At 62.2% G+C, this 15,414-nt stretch carries 14 protein-coding genes and 1 pseudogene; 11 read left to right on the top strand and 4 right to left on the bottom strand.

Features of this window, described 5'->3' with window-relative positions:
• Positions 1-2: 2 nt before the first annotated feature.
• Positions 3-317, bottom strand: coding sequence for a MocE family 2Fe-2S type ferredoxin (locus NKI08_RS12520; protein ID WP_352769569.1), 315 nt, complete (start codon positions 315-317; stop codon positions 3-5).
• A 40-nt stretch (positions 318-357) separates the two neighbouring features.
• The gene (locus tag NKI08_RS12515; RefSeq protein WP_502899595.1) at positions 358-1,506 is read right to left on the bottom strand and encodes a fatty acid desaturase family protein; all 1,149 of its coding nucleotides are present in this window, start codon (positions 1,504-1,506) and stop codon (positions 358-360) included.
• Between the two features lie 116 nt (positions 1,507-1,622).
• On the opposite strand from NKI08_RS12515, the gene NKI08_RS12510 reads away from it, so the two are divergent.
• The 8 genes from NKI08_RS12510 (at position 1,623) to NKI08_RS12475 (ending at position 9,186) form a co-directional block, all read left to right on the top strand.
• Positions 1,623-2,654, top strand: a complete 1,032-nt coding sequence (locus NKI08_RS12510; RefSeq protein ID WP_023677522.1) for a LacI family DNA-binding transcriptional regulator — start codon at positions 1,623-1,625, stop codon at positions 2,652-2,654.
• Between the two features lie 309 nt (positions 2,655-2,963).
• Entirely contained in the window at positions 2,964-3,905 is a 942-nt protein-coding gene (locus tag NKI08_RS12505; RefSeq protein WP_352769566.1) for a sugar ABC transporter substrate-binding protein, read from the top strand.
• Between the two features lie 114 nt (positions 3,906-4,019).
• Entirely contained in the window at positions 4,020-5,096 is a 1,077-nt protein-coding gene (locus NKI08_RS12500; protein ID WP_352769563.1) for an ABC transporter permease, read from the top strand.
• A 2-nt stretch (positions 5,097-5,098) separates the two neighbouring features.
• Positions 5,099-5,866 (top strand): ATP-binding cassette domain-containing protein, encoded by a 768-nt coding sequence (locus NKI08_RS12495; RefSeq protein ID WP_352769560.1) that lies wholly within the window; start codon positions 5,099-5,101, stop codon positions 5,864-5,866.
• Between the two features lie 68 nt (positions 5,867-5,934).
• Positions 5,935-6,936, top strand: a complete 1,002-nt coding sequence (gene iolG / locus NKI08_RS12490; protein WP_352769557.1) for an inositol 2-dehydrogenase — start codon at positions 5,935-5,937, stop codon at positions 6,934-6,936.
• A 23-nt stretch (positions 6,937-6,959) separates the two neighbouring features.
• Positions 6,960-7,754, top strand: coding sequence for an SDR family oxidoreductase (locus NKI08_RS12485; protein ID WP_352614971.1), 795 nt, complete (start codon positions 6,960-6,962; stop codon positions 7,752-7,754).
• 76 nt (positions 7,755-7,830) lie between these two features.
• On the top strand, positions 7,831-8,091 hold the full coding sequence (locus NKI08_RS12480; RefSeq protein WP_352769554.1) for a hypothetical protein: 261 nt from the start codon (positions 7,831-7,833) through the stop codon (positions 8,089-8,091).
• 3 nt (positions 8,092-8,094) lie between these two features.
• Positions 8,095-9,186: a 3-deoxy-7-phosphoheptulonate synthase gene (locus tag NKI08_RS12475; RefSeq protein ID WP_352769552.1), complete on the top strand. Its 1,092-nt coding sequence runs from the start codon at positions 8,095-8,097 to the stop codon at positions 9,184-9,186.
• 227 nt (positions 9,187-9,413) lie between these two features.
• Here NKI08_RS12475 and NKI08_RS12470 read toward each other — a convergent pair whose 3' ends face one another.
• Entirely contained in the window at positions 9,414-10,523 is a 1,110-nt protein-coding gene (locus tag NKI08_RS12470; RefSeq protein WP_352769550.1) for a Gfo/Idh/MocA family protein, read from the bottom strand.
• Positions 10,524-10,676: 153 nt separating this feature from the next.
• On the opposite strand from NKI08_RS12470, the gene NKI08_RS12465 reads away from it, so the two are divergent.
• Positions 10,677-11,522, top strand: coding sequence for a MurR/RpiR family transcriptional regulator (locus NKI08_RS12465; protein WP_352540037.1), 846 nt, complete (start codon positions 10,677-10,679; stop codon positions 11,520-11,522).
• Here the strand turns inward: NKI08_RS12465 and NKI08_RS12460 are convergent.
• On the bottom strand, positions 11,519-12,409 hold the full coding sequence (locus NKI08_RS12460; RefSeq protein WP_352769547.1) for an AraC family transcriptional regulator: 891 nt from the start codon (positions 12,407-12,409) through the stop codon (positions 11,519-11,521). The two genes, NKI08_RS12465 and NKI08_RS12460, sit on opposite strands and share 4 nt — an antisense overlap.
• 137 nt (positions 12,410-12,546) lie before the next feature.
• On the opposite strand from NKI08_RS12460, the pseudogene NKI08_RS12455 reads away from it, so the two are divergent.
• Together NKI08_RS12455 and NKI08_RS12450 are read left to right on the top strand one after the other, a co-directional pair.
• Positions 12,547-13,274: pseudogene (locus NKI08_RS12455) on the top strand (SDR family NAD(P)-dependent oxidoreductase).
• A 200-nt stretch (positions 13,275-13,474) separates the two neighbouring features.
• Positions 13,475-15,409 (top strand): bifunctional 5-dehydro-2-deoxygluconokinase/5-dehydro-2-deoxyphosphogluconate aldolase, encoded by a 1,935-nt coding sequence (locus tag NKI08_RS12450; RefSeq protein WP_352472329.1) that lies wholly within the window; start codon positions 13,475-13,477, stop codon positions 15,407-15,409.
• Positions 15,410-15,414: the final 5 nt, after the last annotated feature.

Raw genomic sequence — 15,414 nt, 5'->3', positions numbered from 1 at the left:
CATCAACCGATCCGGACAAGGACTTTGCCGGCGTCGACTTTGACCGGATAAGTTCTTAGATCGACGCAGACCGGCGCGCCCTTGGCAGCCCCTGTCTTGTAGTTGAAGCGGCCATTATGCTTCGGGCACTCGATGACGTCGTCCATGACCAGCCCGTCCGCCAGATGCACCTTCTCATGCGTGCAAAGCCCGTCGGTGGCGAAATACCCGTCGTCGGGGCTGCGATAGATGGCAAAGGTGCGGCCGCCATGGTCGAAGCGCATCACGTCTTCTTCGTCGATGTCCTCGGCGTCACAGGCCTCGACCCAGTCGCTCATTTACGGGTCCCTCGATGTTTGGTGCGTTGGCATGGGCTTGTCATTCAGCAGCCACCGCAACAGCAGCGTTATCGCTGTGGAAATCCTCCCGATAGGGCCGCGCCGTCGGCGGCAGTTCGCGCTTGATGAAATAATCCTCATTGCGCAGCTGGCGCAGGAAAGCCGGTATCATCTCGCGGTAGCCGGCCAGGATGGATGGTGTCGGCGCCGGCAGATCGTGCTTGATCAGTTCGTGCAGCCTGGGCAGCGCGTGATAGGGCACCATGGGAAACATGTGATGCTCGACGTGGTAGTTCATGTTCCAGTAGATGAAGCGGCTTATCGGGTTCATGTAGACGGTGCGGCTGTTGAGCCGGTGATCGGTGACGTTTTCAGCCAGGCCGCCATGCTGCAGCAGGCCGACCATGACATGGTGCCAGGCACCGTAAAGCCTGGGCAGACCGACCAGCATCAGCGGCAGGAACGAGCCGGTATAGAGCGCCAGCGCAATGGTCGCGGCATAGATTGTCGTCCAGATGCGGGCAATGCGAATTGCCTTCGGCTGCTCCTGGTCGGGAATGAAGGTTCTTTCGGCCGGACTGACGATACCGGCTGCATTGCGCAGCATGTCGCTCATCGCATGCCAGGCGTCGAGAATGCCGACGAAGTTGAGCACCACGCGCAGCAGATCGGGCGGACGCATCACCGAGATCTCCGGATCGCGGCCGACTATGATGGTATCGGTATGATGTCGCGTGTGGCTCCAGCGCCAGGTCACCGGGTTGCGCATGATCATGAAGCAGGCGACCTGATAGACCACGTCGTTCATCCACTGCGTCCTGAAAGCGGTGCCGTGGCCGCATTCGTGCCAGCGTGAATCGGTGGAGGAACCGTAGAGGACGCCATAGACGAAGAAGAACGGCACGCACCACCAGCTGCCCCAGAACCAGGCGGCGCCGGCGCCGCTGAGGATCATGGTGCCGAGCCAGATGATGGTATCGCGGATCGCCAGGCCGTCGGAGCGCTGCATCAGCTCCTTCATCTGCTTGCGCGGCACGTCGGTGTGATACCACTCGGCCGCCGCCAGCCCGCTCTCGACGGCAAGCTTCGCGTCGCGGCCGATCAGGCTGTAGTCGCGTCGGGACGCTGCTGCGGAGCTCGTATTCCCGGTTCGGAGTCCAATATCCACCATAGCGGAGGCCTCGATCATATTCGGTCAGCGTTCAAAATAACGCCGAGCCCTGATAGGCTCAATATCACAAAGATAGTTTCTATCATTTTCCATCAGAATGGTGTAAAAGGGCCAAACAGTGGAATGAGGCAGCGATGGCGAAACGGCCGACGATCACCGACCTGGCGCGCATTTCGGGGGTCAGCGTTGCCACCGTCGATCGAGTGCTGAACAACCGCTTGCCGGTGCGCGAGGAAACCGCGCGCCGCGTCTATGAGGCCGCGACCAGCATCGGCTATCACGCAGCCGGATTGATCAAGCAGCGGATGCGCCATGAATTGCCCGAATACCGGCTCGGGTTCCTGCTGTTGAGGCGGGAGGACGTCTTCTACAGCGAATTTGCCCGCGAGCTTGAACTGGCGGTATCGCAGTCGCCGCGCTTTCGCGGCGTGGCCACCATCGACTTCGCCGCTTCGCTGGCGCCGGACGAGATCGTCGAGCGGATGCGCAAGCTGGCCGCCAAATCCAGGGCCGTCGCCCTGGTCGGGCCTGATCACCCGACGCTGACGGTCGCCGTCGAGGCTCTCAAAGCCAATGGCGTACCGGTGTTCTCCCTGCTTTCCGACTTTGCGTCCGGTATTCGCGAGGGCTATGTTGGCCTGGACAATCGCAAGGTCGGCCGCACCGCTGCCTGGATGATCTCGAAGGCCGCGAAGAGACCTGGCAAGGTTGCCCTCTTCGTCGGCAGCCATCGCTTCCATGGCCATGAGCTTCGCGAGATCGGTTTTCGCTCCTTCTTTCGCGAGCAGGCGCCGGAATTCACTCTCCTCGAGACGTTGGTCAATCTGGAAGCGAACCAGATCACGCATGATGCAATGATCGAGCTTCTGGCCCGCCACCCTGATCTCGCCGGTTGCTATGTCGCCGGTGGCGGCATGGAAGGCGCGATCTCGGCGCTGAGGGAGGCAAAGCCGGCTGAGATGCCGGCGGTCGTCTGCAACGAGATCACGCCCGACTCCCGCGCGGCGCTGGCAGATAATTTCCTGACCATGGTGATCTCGACGCCACTGGCGGCGCTTTGCCGCGAGCTTGTCGGGCTGATGGCGCATGCCATCGAGACCGGCGCTGCGAATGCGCCGGGCCAGACCTTTCTGCCCTTCGACATTTATCTGCCAGAAAACATCTGACGTCGCGGTCATCGGCGGCAGACATGATGTAATCTATCAGAATGCTTTCAGGCCTCGCTTGCCTGAGCGTCCGTCCAAAAGCGCTCGAAATGCCGAAAATCCATTCCTCATGGCGAAATCTCGCTTGACGCCCACGTGAAATGGAATAAATATTTCACCATCTGAGCATTTTGGTTCTTTCGTTCCGGAAGATCTGTTTCAGGCAAATGCCTCTGGAACCAAAAATGGCAATCGGGAGAGAATTCCCTGCGAGATCGGGGATTCCGGGTAGATCGGTGCAGCCGGACACCAATGTGGAGGAGAAATAAAATGAAGAAACTGCTTTTGGGCGTCGCGTTCGCGGCGCTGATGAGTTCGTCCGCCTTTGCCGCCAAGATCGGCGTGTCGATGGCGTTGTTCGACGACAATTTTCTCACCGTGCTGCGCAACGGCATGATTGAACAGGCTAAAGGCATGGACGGCGTCGAGCTGCAGGTGGAGGATGCGCAGAACGACGTCGCCAAGCAACTCGACCAGATCAAGAACTTCGCCGCCTCAGGCGTCGACGCCATGATCGTCAACCCGGTCGACACCTCGGCGACCCAGGCAATGTCGGACGCAGCCGCCGCTGCCAAGATTCCACTGGTCTATGTCAATCGCGAGCCGGTCAACGTCGACAAGCTGCCCGAAAACCAGGCCTTCGTCGCCTCGAACGAAGCCGATTCCGGCACGCTCGAGACCAAGGAGGTCTGCCGCCTGTTCAAGGAGGCCGGCAAGACTGAAGCCAATGTCTATGTGATCATGGGCGAGCTGTCGAACCAGGCAGCGGTGCAGCGCACCAAGGACATTGATGACGTGATCGCCACACCGGAGTGCAGCTTCATCAAGATCATCGACAAGCAGACGTCGAACTGGAAGCGCGAAGAAGCGCAGAACCTGATGACCAACTGGCTGTCGACCGGCAAGCCGTTCGACGGCGTCATCGCCAATAATGACGAAAGCGCCATCGGCGCCATCCAGGCGATGAAGGCCGCCAACATCGACATGAAGTCGGTTGTCGTCGGCGGGGTCGACGCTACCCAGGATGCGCTTGCCGCGATGCAGGCGGGCGACCTCGATGCGACGGTGTTCCAGGACGCGGCCGGCCAGGGTGCCGGCGCGCTTGACGCAGCGCTCAAGCTGGCGAAGGGCGAGAAGGTCGAGCACAAGGTCTACATCCCCTTCCAGCTGGTCACGCCGGCGAATATCGACAAGTTCCTGAAGAAGAACTGAGGCGGACCTGTCCGATACGGAGCGGCGCGCCAAAGTAAGACAGCGCCGCTCCGCTTTTTCCCTCTCGGCCTGAACAGCGCCGAGTGGAGACCGTGGCTGACGGAGGAAGCACGATTGGCACAGACATCTCACGGCGTCGGCGGGCTCAGCTATGATGCGAAGCGGCGCGCATGGCCGGCCGAATTCAACGTCTTGCTGGCGCTCGTCATCCTGGTCGGCGCTTTCGAGCTGATCGGCCGGGTCTTCCTGGGCGACAGCTTCCTTTTCAATACCCGCGACAATATCGATGCGATCTTCAACGAAGCGCGGCTGCAGATCATCATCCTGCAGGTGTCGATCGTCGGCATTATTGCCATCGGCGTGACGCAGGTGATCATTACCGGCGGCATCGACCTGTCCTCAGGTTCGATCGTCGGCGCCACGGCGATGATAGCCATGAGCTTCGCCCAGGTGGCGACCGTCAATGGCAACCCGAACCCGAAGGCGATGTTCATCGCCCAGGGCTGGACCGACCTGCCGGTGATCGTGCCCGTGCTGGTCGCGATCGGCTGCGGCCTGCTGGCCGGCCTGGTCAACGGCGCTTTGATCGCCTACACGCGCATCCCGCCGTTCATCGCCACGCTCGGCATGATGGTCACCGCCCGCGGCATCGCCAAATGGTGGTCAAAGGGGCAGCCGATCTCGTTTCCGACCGAGAGTTTCGCCGCCATCGGCAAGGGGCTGATGCCGGTCATCATTTTCATATCGCTCGCAGTGCTGTTCCAGCTGATCCTGAGTTACACCAAATATGGCAAGCACTGCTATGCAATCGGCTCCAATGAGGACGCCGCGCGCATGTCCGGCATCAACATCGCCAACCACAAGATCCTTGTCTACGTCATTGCCGGCGTCCTCGCCGCGCTCGCCGCCGTGGTGCTGAGCTCCAAGAATCTCACCGCCCAGGCGGGCATGGGTGTAATGTACGAGCTCGACGCGATCGCCATGGCGGTTATCGGCGGCGTCTCTCTGTCGGGCGGCCGCGGTTCGATTATTGGGACGGTGATAGGCTCGCTGATCTTCGGCGTGATCATCTCCGGTTTCACCTTTCTGCGCCTCGACGCCTATTATCAGGAGATGGTCAAAGGCGTGATCATCGTCGGCGCAGTCGTTCTCGACCAGTGGCGCCAACGCCTGCGGGCAATGAGGGCTTGATCATGTCGGACATCGTCCTGAGGACCGAAAACCTGACCAAGTATTATGGCGGCGTCCATGCGCTGGAGGGTGCCAACTTCGAGCTGCGCAAGGGCGAGCATGTCGCCATCATGGGCGACAACGGCGCCGGCAAATCGACCTTCGTACGCCAGATCACCGGCGTCGAGCAGCGCACCAGCGGCAGGATGTGGTTCGACGGCAAGGAAGTGAATTTTGCCGGCCCCATCGAAGCCCGCGAGGCAGGCATCGAGACGGTGTTCCAGAACCTGGCGCTCGCCGACGACCTCGACGTGCCGTCGAACCTGTTCCTCGGCCGCGAGCGGGTGCTGTTCAATCTCGGGCCCTTCTCGATCCTCGATCGCAAGTTCATGCGCAAGGCGACCGAGGCAGCCTTGGTCCGCACAGCGGTCAAGATCCCCAACCTTTCCAATACTATCCGCCACATGTCGGGCGGCCAGCGCCAGTGCGTAGCAATTGCCAGAACCGCGACCTTTGCTTCCAAGCTCATCATCATGGATGAGCCGACGGCGGCACTCGGCGTGCAGGAGACGATGCAGGTCGAAAACATCATCCGCACGCTGAAGGAGAATGGCGAACCGCTGATCCTGATCTCTCACAACATGCGCCAGGTGTTCGACCTGGTCGACCGCATCGTCGTTTTCCGGCGCGGCCGCATCGTCGCCAATTTGCGCAAGCAGGACACCGACGGCAACGATATCGTCTCCTACATCACCGGCGCCAAGACCGGGCAGGCGGAACTTGCGGCGTAACGGCCAACGCCGAGCCACAGGCGCTGACACGCCCTCCCTTCCGAACCATCCTCAAAGGAAAATTCTTCATGCCTCTTCGCTTTGCTCTTCTCGGTGCCGGCCGTATCGGCAAGGTTCATGCTCGCGCCGTTGGTTCCAATCCGCAGGCCAGGCTGGTTGCGGTTGCCGACGCCTTCGAGAAGGCGGCGACCGATCTGGCCTCTGCCTATGACGCCGAAGTGCGCAGCATCGATGCCATCGAGAAGGCCGGCGATATCGACGCGGTCGTCATCTGCACGCCGACCGACACTCATGCCGACCTGATCGAACGCTTCGCCAAAGCGGGTAAAGCGATTTTCTGCGAAAAGCCGATCGACCTCGACGCCGCCAGGGTGGAACACTGCCTGGCCGTCGTCGACAAGGCCGGCGCCACCTTGATGGTCGGCTTCAACCGCCGCTTCGATCCGCATTTTGCCGCCGTGCGCAAGGCGATCGACGACGGCGCCATCGGCACTGTCGAAATGGTGACAATCACCTCGCGCGATCCCGGCCCGCCGCCGCTCGACTATATCGGCCGCTCGGGCGGCATCTTCCGCGACATGACCATTCATGATTTCGACATGGCGCGCTTCCTGCTCGGCGAGGAGCCGGTGGCGGTCAGCGCGCATGCTTCGGTGCTGGTCGACAAGAAGATCGGCGAGGCCGGCGACTTCGACAGCGTCAGCGTCATCCTCGAAACTGCTTCCGGCAAGCAATGCGTTATCTCCAACTCACGCCGCGCCACCTACGGTTACGACCAGCGCATCGAGGTGCATGGCTCGAAAGGCATGATTGCGGCCGAGAACCAGCGGCCGGTGTCGATCGAACTGGCCAATGAGAAGGGCTATACGCGGCCGCCGCTGCACGATTTCTTCATGACCCGTTATCTCGACGCTTATGCCAACGAGATCGCTGCCTTCATCGCGGCAGCGACGTCAGGCAAGAAGGCGGCGCCGAGCGGCAAGGACGGGCTGGTGGCGCTCAGGCTGGCGGATGCGGCGCTGAAATCGGCCAAGGAAGGCAAGACCGTCCGCCTCGACAAAACAATCTGACTATCAAGCACAGGAGCAAGGCGATGAACGGTTCAGCCGGTCGCAATTCCGAAACACGCGCCATCGTCACCGGCGGCGCACAAGGCATCGGCTTTGCCGTCGCCGAAGCGCTGGCCGATGAGGGCTGCCGGGCGCTGGCACTGATCGGCCGCTCGCAGGAGAAGGGCGACAAGGCTGTCGCCATCCTTAAGGGGGCAGGCGTCGATGCCATCTTCATCAGCGCCGACGTCTCAAAAGTGGCCGACTGCAAGCGTGCGGTCGAAACGGCGATTGGCCATTTTGGTTCCGTCAACGCGCTGGTCAACGCCGCTGCCACCTCGGCTCGCGGCTCGCTGGTCGAGACCTCCGAGGATCTGTTCGACCAGATATTCCAGACCAATGTGCGCGGCCCGTTTTTCCTGATGCAGGGCGTGGTGGCGCATTTGCTGGCGCGCCAGGCACCGGGCTCGATCGTCAACGTGCTGTCGATGTCGGCGCATTGCGGCCAGTCGTTCCTGGCGCCTTATTCGTCAAGCAAGGGAGCGCTGGCGACACTCACCAAGAATGTCGCCAATGCCTATCGCGGCAATCGCATCCGCTGCAATGCGGTGCTGCCCGGCTGGATGGACACCGAGGGCGAGGCGATCGTGCAGAAGAAATGGCACGACGCCCCGGACGACTGGCTGGAAAGGGCCGAGGCCGCGCAGCCGATGGGTCAATTGGTGAAGCCGGCACAGCTTGCCCGGTTGATCAGCTATATGATCAGCCCGCAGTCCGGCGTCATGACCGGGTCGCTGGTCGATTACGACCAGAGCGTCGCCGGGTCGTCGCCGGAATAACGCCGGCAAGTCTAGCGGAACGCTTCGTCATCCACGGGCGGAGCAAGGAGCGCAGCGACGCGGCGCAGACCCGAGGATGACGAAGTTCGGGGGGCTTCAGCCAATCGCGAATGGCTGGAGTAAACCTCCTCCTCACCAGGCACGTGACAAGCGCATCCGCATCGACTATATCAGCCCTCATGATCAACCTGACCGCCACATATTGGTACTTTATGAGCTCGCTGGCGGCGGGAGGATTGCGCTCGATCTGAAGATTGCAGCAACAATATCCGAACAGCCGCCAGACCTGGCGGCTTTTTTGTTTTCAGCCGGCAGGTCTCCCCAATCAGGAGCATAAGCCGTGTTGACGACCACAGACGATCTTCGGGTCAAGGAAATCAGAGAACTGAGCACACCCGACGAGGTGATGCGGGAGATACCGCGCACGCTGACGGCGACGCGCACCGTTGCCGCGTCACGCAATGCTATCCACGCCGTGCTGACCGGCACCGACGATCGGCTGGTGGTCGTCGTCGGCCCCTGTTCAATCCACGACCCGGCCGCCGCCGTAGACTATGCCAGCCGTTTGGCATCGCTGCGTGAAAGCCTGTCGGACCGGCTGGAGATCGTGATGCGGGTTTATTTCGAGAAACCGCGCACGACAGTCGGCTGGAAGGGCCTGATCAACGATCCCGACCTCGACGGCAGCTTCAACATTGACAAGGGCCTGCGGATGGCCCGCAACGTGCTCTCCGCCGTCAACAATCTCGGCCTTCCGGCGGCCACCGAATTCCTCGACATGGCCACCCCGCAATATATTGCTGACCTCGTCGCCTGGGGAGCGATCGGCGCGCGCACGACCGAGAGCCAGATCCATCGCGAACTCGCATCAGGCCTCTCCTGCCCGGTCGGCTTCAAGAACGGCACCGACGGCAATTTGCGGATCGCCGCCGAAGCCGTGAAATCCGCCGCCCAGCCGCATCATTTCATGGCGGTGACAAAGGGCGGGCGCAGCGCCATCGCGACGACCACCGGCAACGAGGACTGCCACGTCATCCTGCGCGGCGGCATTGTGCCCAACTACGACGCGGCAAGCATTGCTGCTGCCTCCGCTGAGCTCGGCCGGATCGGCGTGGCGCCGCGGCTGATGATCGATGTCAGCCACGCCAACAGCAGCAAGAAGCCGGAAAACCAGCCGCTGGTGGCGGCTGACGCGGCGGGCCAGATCGCGGCGGGCGACGAGCGCATCATCGGCGTCATGATCGAGAGCAACCTTGTCGCCGGCCGGCAGGATGTCGTGCCCGGCAAGCCGCTCCTCTATGGCCAGAGCATCACCGATGGCTGCATCGACTGGGCGACCACCGAGACCGTGCTGCACGGCCTTGCCGACGCCGTCGAGCAGCGCCGGTCGGTGCGCCGCGCCATAATCGCCGGCCGGCCAGGAGCCGCCTGAGGCAGCCAATGCCGGCCCTGGCCCTTCTCCCCTTGTGGGAGAAGGTGGATCGGCGCGCAGCGCCGAGCCGGATGAGGGGTGCTGGAAGAAACTCGGCGCAAAAATATTGAGGGATTTTAAGCGTTTATTTCTTCGCTGTAGCGATCCGTCCAACACCCCTCATCCGACCGAGCTTCGCTCGGCCACCTTCTCCCACAAGGGGAGAAGGGGAGACCAGCGCGGGCTTACTACCGCACCTCCACCCAGCGCTGTTCCGCGAACGAGCGCGCCATCGCGTGCACCGTGCGCTCGATCTCCAGGCCTTCGTCGAAATCGATGATCCGCGCCGGCTTGCCGGCAAGTCGCGTCAACAGTTCCCGGCATTCGATAATCTTGAGGTCATTAAAGCCAAGGCCGTGGCCGGGCGCCGGCAGGAAGGCATCATAAGGCTTATGATGCGGCGCCACGAGGATGGTGCGATAGCCTTGCTCGGTCGGCCGGTCGGCCGTCAAATAGAGTTGGAACTCATTCATCCGCTCCTGGTCATACAGTATCGAGCCCTTCGAGCCAAAAATCTGGATGGCGATCCGGCCTTTGCGGCCCCAGGCCGAACGGTTGACCAGCAGCGTGCCCGCGATGCCGTTTTCGAGATGCATCAGGATGCTGGCGATGTCGTAGGTCTCGACCGCGCGGCGCCCGCCCGAGGCGACGCGGCGGTCGGCATAGGGTTTGGCCATGTCGCACATGACGCGGGCAACGCGGCCGAACAGTATGGCGATGAGCGACAGCGGGTGCACGGCGAAATCGTCGAGCGCGCCGTAGCCGGACGCCGCCTCGTGCTTCCAGAAGAACAGCGCCTCCGGATCGGCCATGAAGTCCTCGTCCATCTCGATACGCAGATGGTTGACCTCGCCGATGATCTTCTCGTCGAGCAGCGCCCCGATATGGCGGATCGCTGGGTTCTGGATGTAGTTATAGCCCAGCGCGGCGACCTTGCCGGACTTTTGGGCCGCCGCAGCCATTGCTTGCGCCTCCGCAAAATTCGGCGCCATCGGTTTTTCACACCACAGATGCTTGCCGGCTTCGAGGATGGCGATGGCCATTTCCGGGTGGAACTGGTTCGGCGTGGTCAGCGAGATGACATCGACATCCGGGTCGTCGACGACAGCGCGCCAGTCACCGGACGCCTTGGCGAAGCCGAATTCGCTGGCACGGCGTTTGGCAAGATCCTCGTTGACCTCGCCCAGATGGACCAGCCTTGGCTTGGCCACATCGGGAAAGACGGTGCCGACCGCGTTCCAGGCAATGGCGTGGCACTTGCCCATGAAACCCGTGCCGATAAGACCTACCCCGACCATCCGCTTGCCTCCCTGTGCGCAAAATTTGTGTGGATGAATTAGTCCATTTTGTCTGCAGATGGAACGCTTGTCTCATTTTTTATGGTGTTCTTGCACAGGCCCGCTATGATGGGCCACAGAGGGAACCAGACGATGAGCCTGGGCGGAGCGACGATGGACGAACGGGTGCCGCGCGATTTCGAGACGCTGCGGGCGACGATACTGGAGCGGCGTCAGAGCCTGCCGAAACGTATCGCCCAGATCGCCGCCTATGCGCTCGACAACCCAGACGATATCGCCTTCGGCACCGCTGCCAGCATCGCCGCTTCCGCCGGTGTCCAGCCTTCGACCCTGATCCGCTTTGCCCAGCAGCTTGGTTTTGATGGTTTCACCAGCCTGCAGTTGGTGTTTCGCGAGCGCCTGCGCGAGCGCAACTCATCCTATGATGAAAGGCTGGCGGCATTGCGCGCCAAGGCCGAGGAAGGCGCCGGCCACCGCGCGATTTTCGACGGTTTTGTTGCCGCAGCCAGTACCTCGCTCAACGACATTTCGCGCACGCTGAATGAAGACCATTTCGAAGATGCGATCACCGTGCTGGCCAAGGCCGAAACCATTTACGTGCTGGCCAAGCGGCGCTCCTACCCGGTCGCCTCCTATATCGCCTATGCATTGGGCAAGCTCAAGATCCGCAACCAGCTGATCGAATCGGCCGCCGGCCTCAATGCAGAGATGATCGGCTTTGCCTCTCCAAGGGACGCCGTGATCGCCATCAGCTTTTCGCCCTATGCCCCGGCCACCATCGAGGAGGCGCGCGTCATTTCGGAGCAAGGCGTGCCGATCGTGGCGATTACCGACAGCTCCTTTTCGCCACTCGCCCAATTCGCCAGGGTCTGGTTCGAGGTCGCCGAGGCCGATTTCGCCGGCTTCCGCTCGCTGTCGGCGACGATGGCTTTGGCTATGGCGCTGACCGTCGCGGTCGGCGAGAAGCGGCGCGACAGCGGCCGCAAGCGCAAGCCTTAGATCACCTCTATTGCCGTTTCGCCTTCTGCCGAAAGCCGCGCTGCGTCGCGTGCGGGCGGCGACCCGAACTGGCGGGCATACTCCCGGCTGAACTGGGAAGCACTCTCATAGCCGACGGCGAAGGCGACACGTGCGACGTTGCCCGGCTGGGCAATCAGCAGATGGCGGGCTTCCAGCAAGCGGATTTGCTTTTGATACTGGATTGGGCTCATGGCCGTCGCCGCCTTGAAGTGACGATAAAACGCAGCACTGCTCATACGGGCAATCTCGGCCAGATCGCCGACCCGGACCGGCTGATGGGGATGCGAACGGATCCAGGCGATCGCCCGGCCAATCCGGGACAGATGGCCATCGGCGCGCGCAAGTTCACGGAGCTTTCCGCCTTGGGGGCCTTGCAGGAGCCGAAACAGCATCTCTCGCTCGATCATGGTCGCGAGCACGGGAATCTCCGCTGGCCGGTCAAGCAGCCGCATCATTCGACGCAACGCGTCGAGCAGGTCGTCATCAGCGGGAGAGGTGGAGAAACTGTCGCCACTGAGGGCCGGCGCGTGCTCGACGAGGAGCGCGGCGACGGCCTGCAGGTCAAGGGTCAAGCCAATGGCCAGGTAAGGACGCGCCGCGCTCGCTTCGAGTATCTGGCTGATGGTGGGCGTCTCGACAGTATAGATGAAATAGCTGGCCGGATTGTAACGAAGAGCCCGGTCGCCGATCAGAACCGTCTTCGCGCCCTGCAGTACGAATAAGATCCCCGACCCCCACACCCCTGGTATTGGCGCCGTGGCGACTTCGCTGCGGCCGATCGAAACGCGGGGAATCGCCGTTCTTGTTCTTCGCCCGCGCGCATGGCGGCTGGCGATCTCGATCAACTCCTGCAGCGCTTCGCTCATTGCGCCAGCATCGCGCATTCGCACCGGCTGCGCAACAGCGTGAGAGGATTAGGCAAGAACCGGAGAATTTCCGGCGCGCGGCGCCCGCTGTCTCGCGCCATTTGTGGGTCTTCCACAGCAAACATGGAGACACCGATATGACGACATCGAAAAGCGCGCTGGTGACCGGCGCCAACAAGGGTATAGGCCGTGAAATCGCCCGGCAACTGGCGACCAAGGGCTTCAAGGTCTGGCTCGGCGCCAGGAGCGCCGAACGCGGCATGGCGGCGGCGCAGGCATTGCGCGCCGAAGGCCTCGACGTGGAGTGGCTTGAGCTGGACGTCACGCGGGATGACAGTGTGAAGGCGGCAGCCGAGGCATTCAGGCAGGCCAGCCCCTGCCTCGACGTGCTGGTGAACAACGCCGGCGTCGCCATCAATTACGACCTGCCGCCGAGCCAGCAGCGGATCGCCGACATCAGGCCACCTACGACGTCAATGTCTTCGGCCCGATCCGCGTGACCCAGGCATTCCTGTCGCTGCTGCTAGCAGCACCTGCTGCCCGGATCGTGATGGTGAGCAGCTCCACCGGGTCCATCGGCCGGGCGCTCGATCCCGCCACTGCGAACCACGCCGTTAACATGATGGGCTACGGCAGCTCCAAGACAGCCTTGAACGCCATCACGGTGGCATTCGCCAGGGAGCTCGCGCCGCAAGGCATCAAGGTCAACGCCGCGGCGCCCGGCTACACTGCCACCGATCTCAACGGGTATAAAGGTCACCGCACGGTGCAGCAGGCGGCCGAGATCGTCATTCACCTGGCGACCTTGGACGCCGATGGCCCGACCGCCGGGTACTTCAACGATGATGGCCCGCTTCCTTGGTAAATCAGCTGGTTTCAGTGGTAGACACTTGACGTTCGTCTGACTTCAAAGTTTCTGAACGCGCGAGCCTTGCACAGCACTTTTCAGCCTTGGGAATGCTCGTTCCATATTGACTATGGATTGGAATTATTATTTCATATTGCCGGCGCCACGCTGCCGCTCGCGCGTGTTACCCAAAACAACAAAGCCGATGGGAGGTTCGAATGGGCGAAGCCGTGGAAGCGAGACATGCGCCGCTCGACATTATCACCATCGGCCGCGCTTCCGTCGATCTCTATGGTCAGCAGATCGGCTCGCGCCTCGAGGACATTACTTCCTTTGCCAAGTCGGTCGGCGGCTGTCCGGCCAATATCGCGGTCGGTACTGCCAGGCTCGGCCTGCGCTCGGCGCTGCTCACCCGCGTCGGCAATGAGCAGATGGGCCGCTTCATCCGCGAGCAGCTGACCCGCGAGGGCGTTTCGGTCCAAGGCCTCAAGACCGATCCGGAGCGGCTGACCGCCCTGGTGCTGCTGTCGGTCGAGGATGAAGGCGTCTCGCCGATGATCTTCTATCGCAGCGATTGCGCCGACATGGCGCTTTCGAAAGACGATATCGATGAGGCGTTTATCGCTTCGGCACGCGCGGTCGTCGTCACCGGCACGCATTTTTCACGGCCCAACAGCGACGCCGCCCAGCGCAAGGCGATCCGTGTCATGAAAGCCAAGGGCGGCAAGGTGGTGTTCGACATCGACTACCGCCCCAACCTCTGGGGTCTCGCCGGCCACGCCGAAGGCTTCGAGCGCTATGTGAAATCCGACCGCGTCTCGGCGCAGTTGAAGACGGTGCTGCCCGATTGCGATCTCATCGTCGGCACCGAAGAGGAAATCATGATCGCCTCGGGCGCAGACGATTGCCTGAGCGCGCTGAAAACCATCCGCTCGCTGTCGGCGGCAACCATCGTGCTGAAACGCGGCGCCATGGGCTGCATCGTCTATGACGGGCCGATCAGCGACGACCTCGAGGACGGTATCGTCGGCAAGGGATTTCCAATCGAGGTCTACAATGTGCTCGGCGCCGGCGACGCCTTCATGTCGGGCTTCCTGCGCGGCTGGCTCGGCGAGGAAGGCCTGGCGACGGCGGCGACCTGGGCCAATGCCTGCGGCGCCTTTGCCGTGTCGCGGCTCCTCTGCGCACCGGAATACCCGACTTTCGAGGAATTGCAGTTCTTCCTGAAAAACGGCAGCAAGCATCTGGCGCTGCGCAAGGACGAGGCGATCAATCACATCCATTGGGCGACCACGCGCCGGCGCGACATCCCCTCGCTGATGGCGTTCGCCTGCGACCACCGCGTCCAGCTGGAGGATGTCGCGGCAAAAGCCGGCGCCGATCCGTCGCGAATCCCGGCTTTCAAGGTGCTGACGGTCAAGGCTGCGGCCAAGGTTGCGGCTGGCCGCGCCGGCTACGGCATGCTGCTCGACGAAAAATACGGACGCGAGGCGATGTTCGAATTCGCCCACCATTCCTTCGCCTGGCTCGGCCGGCCGGTCGAGTTGCCGGGTTCGCGGCCGCTTCGCTTCGAGTTCTCGCAAGACATAGGTTCGCAACTGACCGAATGGCCGGTCGACCACTGCATCAAGTGCCTGTGCTTCTATCATCCAGACGATCCCGCGGCGCTGAAGAGCGAACAGCAGCAGAAACTGCGCGCTTTGTTCGAGGCCGCGCGGAAAATGGGCAGAGAACTTCTGGTCGAGATCATCGCCGGCAAGCACGGCAGGCTCGACGACATGACCATCCCGCGCGCGCTCGAGGAACTCTACGCACTCGGCATCAAGCCCGATTGGTGGAAGCTCGAACCGCAGGCATCGGCCGGCGCATGGGCAAAGATCGAAGCGGTGATCCTGAAGCACGATCCGTGGTGCCGTGGAATTGTGCTGCTTGGCCTGGAAGCGCCGCAGGACGAGCTGGAAGCGGCCTTCGCCGCCACCGCCAAGGCGCCTATCGTCAAAGGCTTCGCTGTCGGCCGCACCATCTTCATTAACGCGGCCGAACAATGGCTTGCCGGCAAGATGTCGGACGAGGAGGCGGTGGCCGACATGGCATCGCGTTTCGAAAAACTGACCGAGGCATGGCTTGCCGCGCGCGGTCGCAAAGCAGCATAAGAAGG

Source organism: Mesorhizobium sp. M0768 (genome assembly GCF_040320195.1).
Classification (GTDB): domain Bacteria; phylum Pseudomonadota; class Alphaproteobacteria; order Rhizobiales; family Rhizobiaceae; genus Mesorhizobium.
Note: the sequence above shows the minus strand (reverse complement) of the source record. Positions and strands in the feature narration are given on the sequence as shown.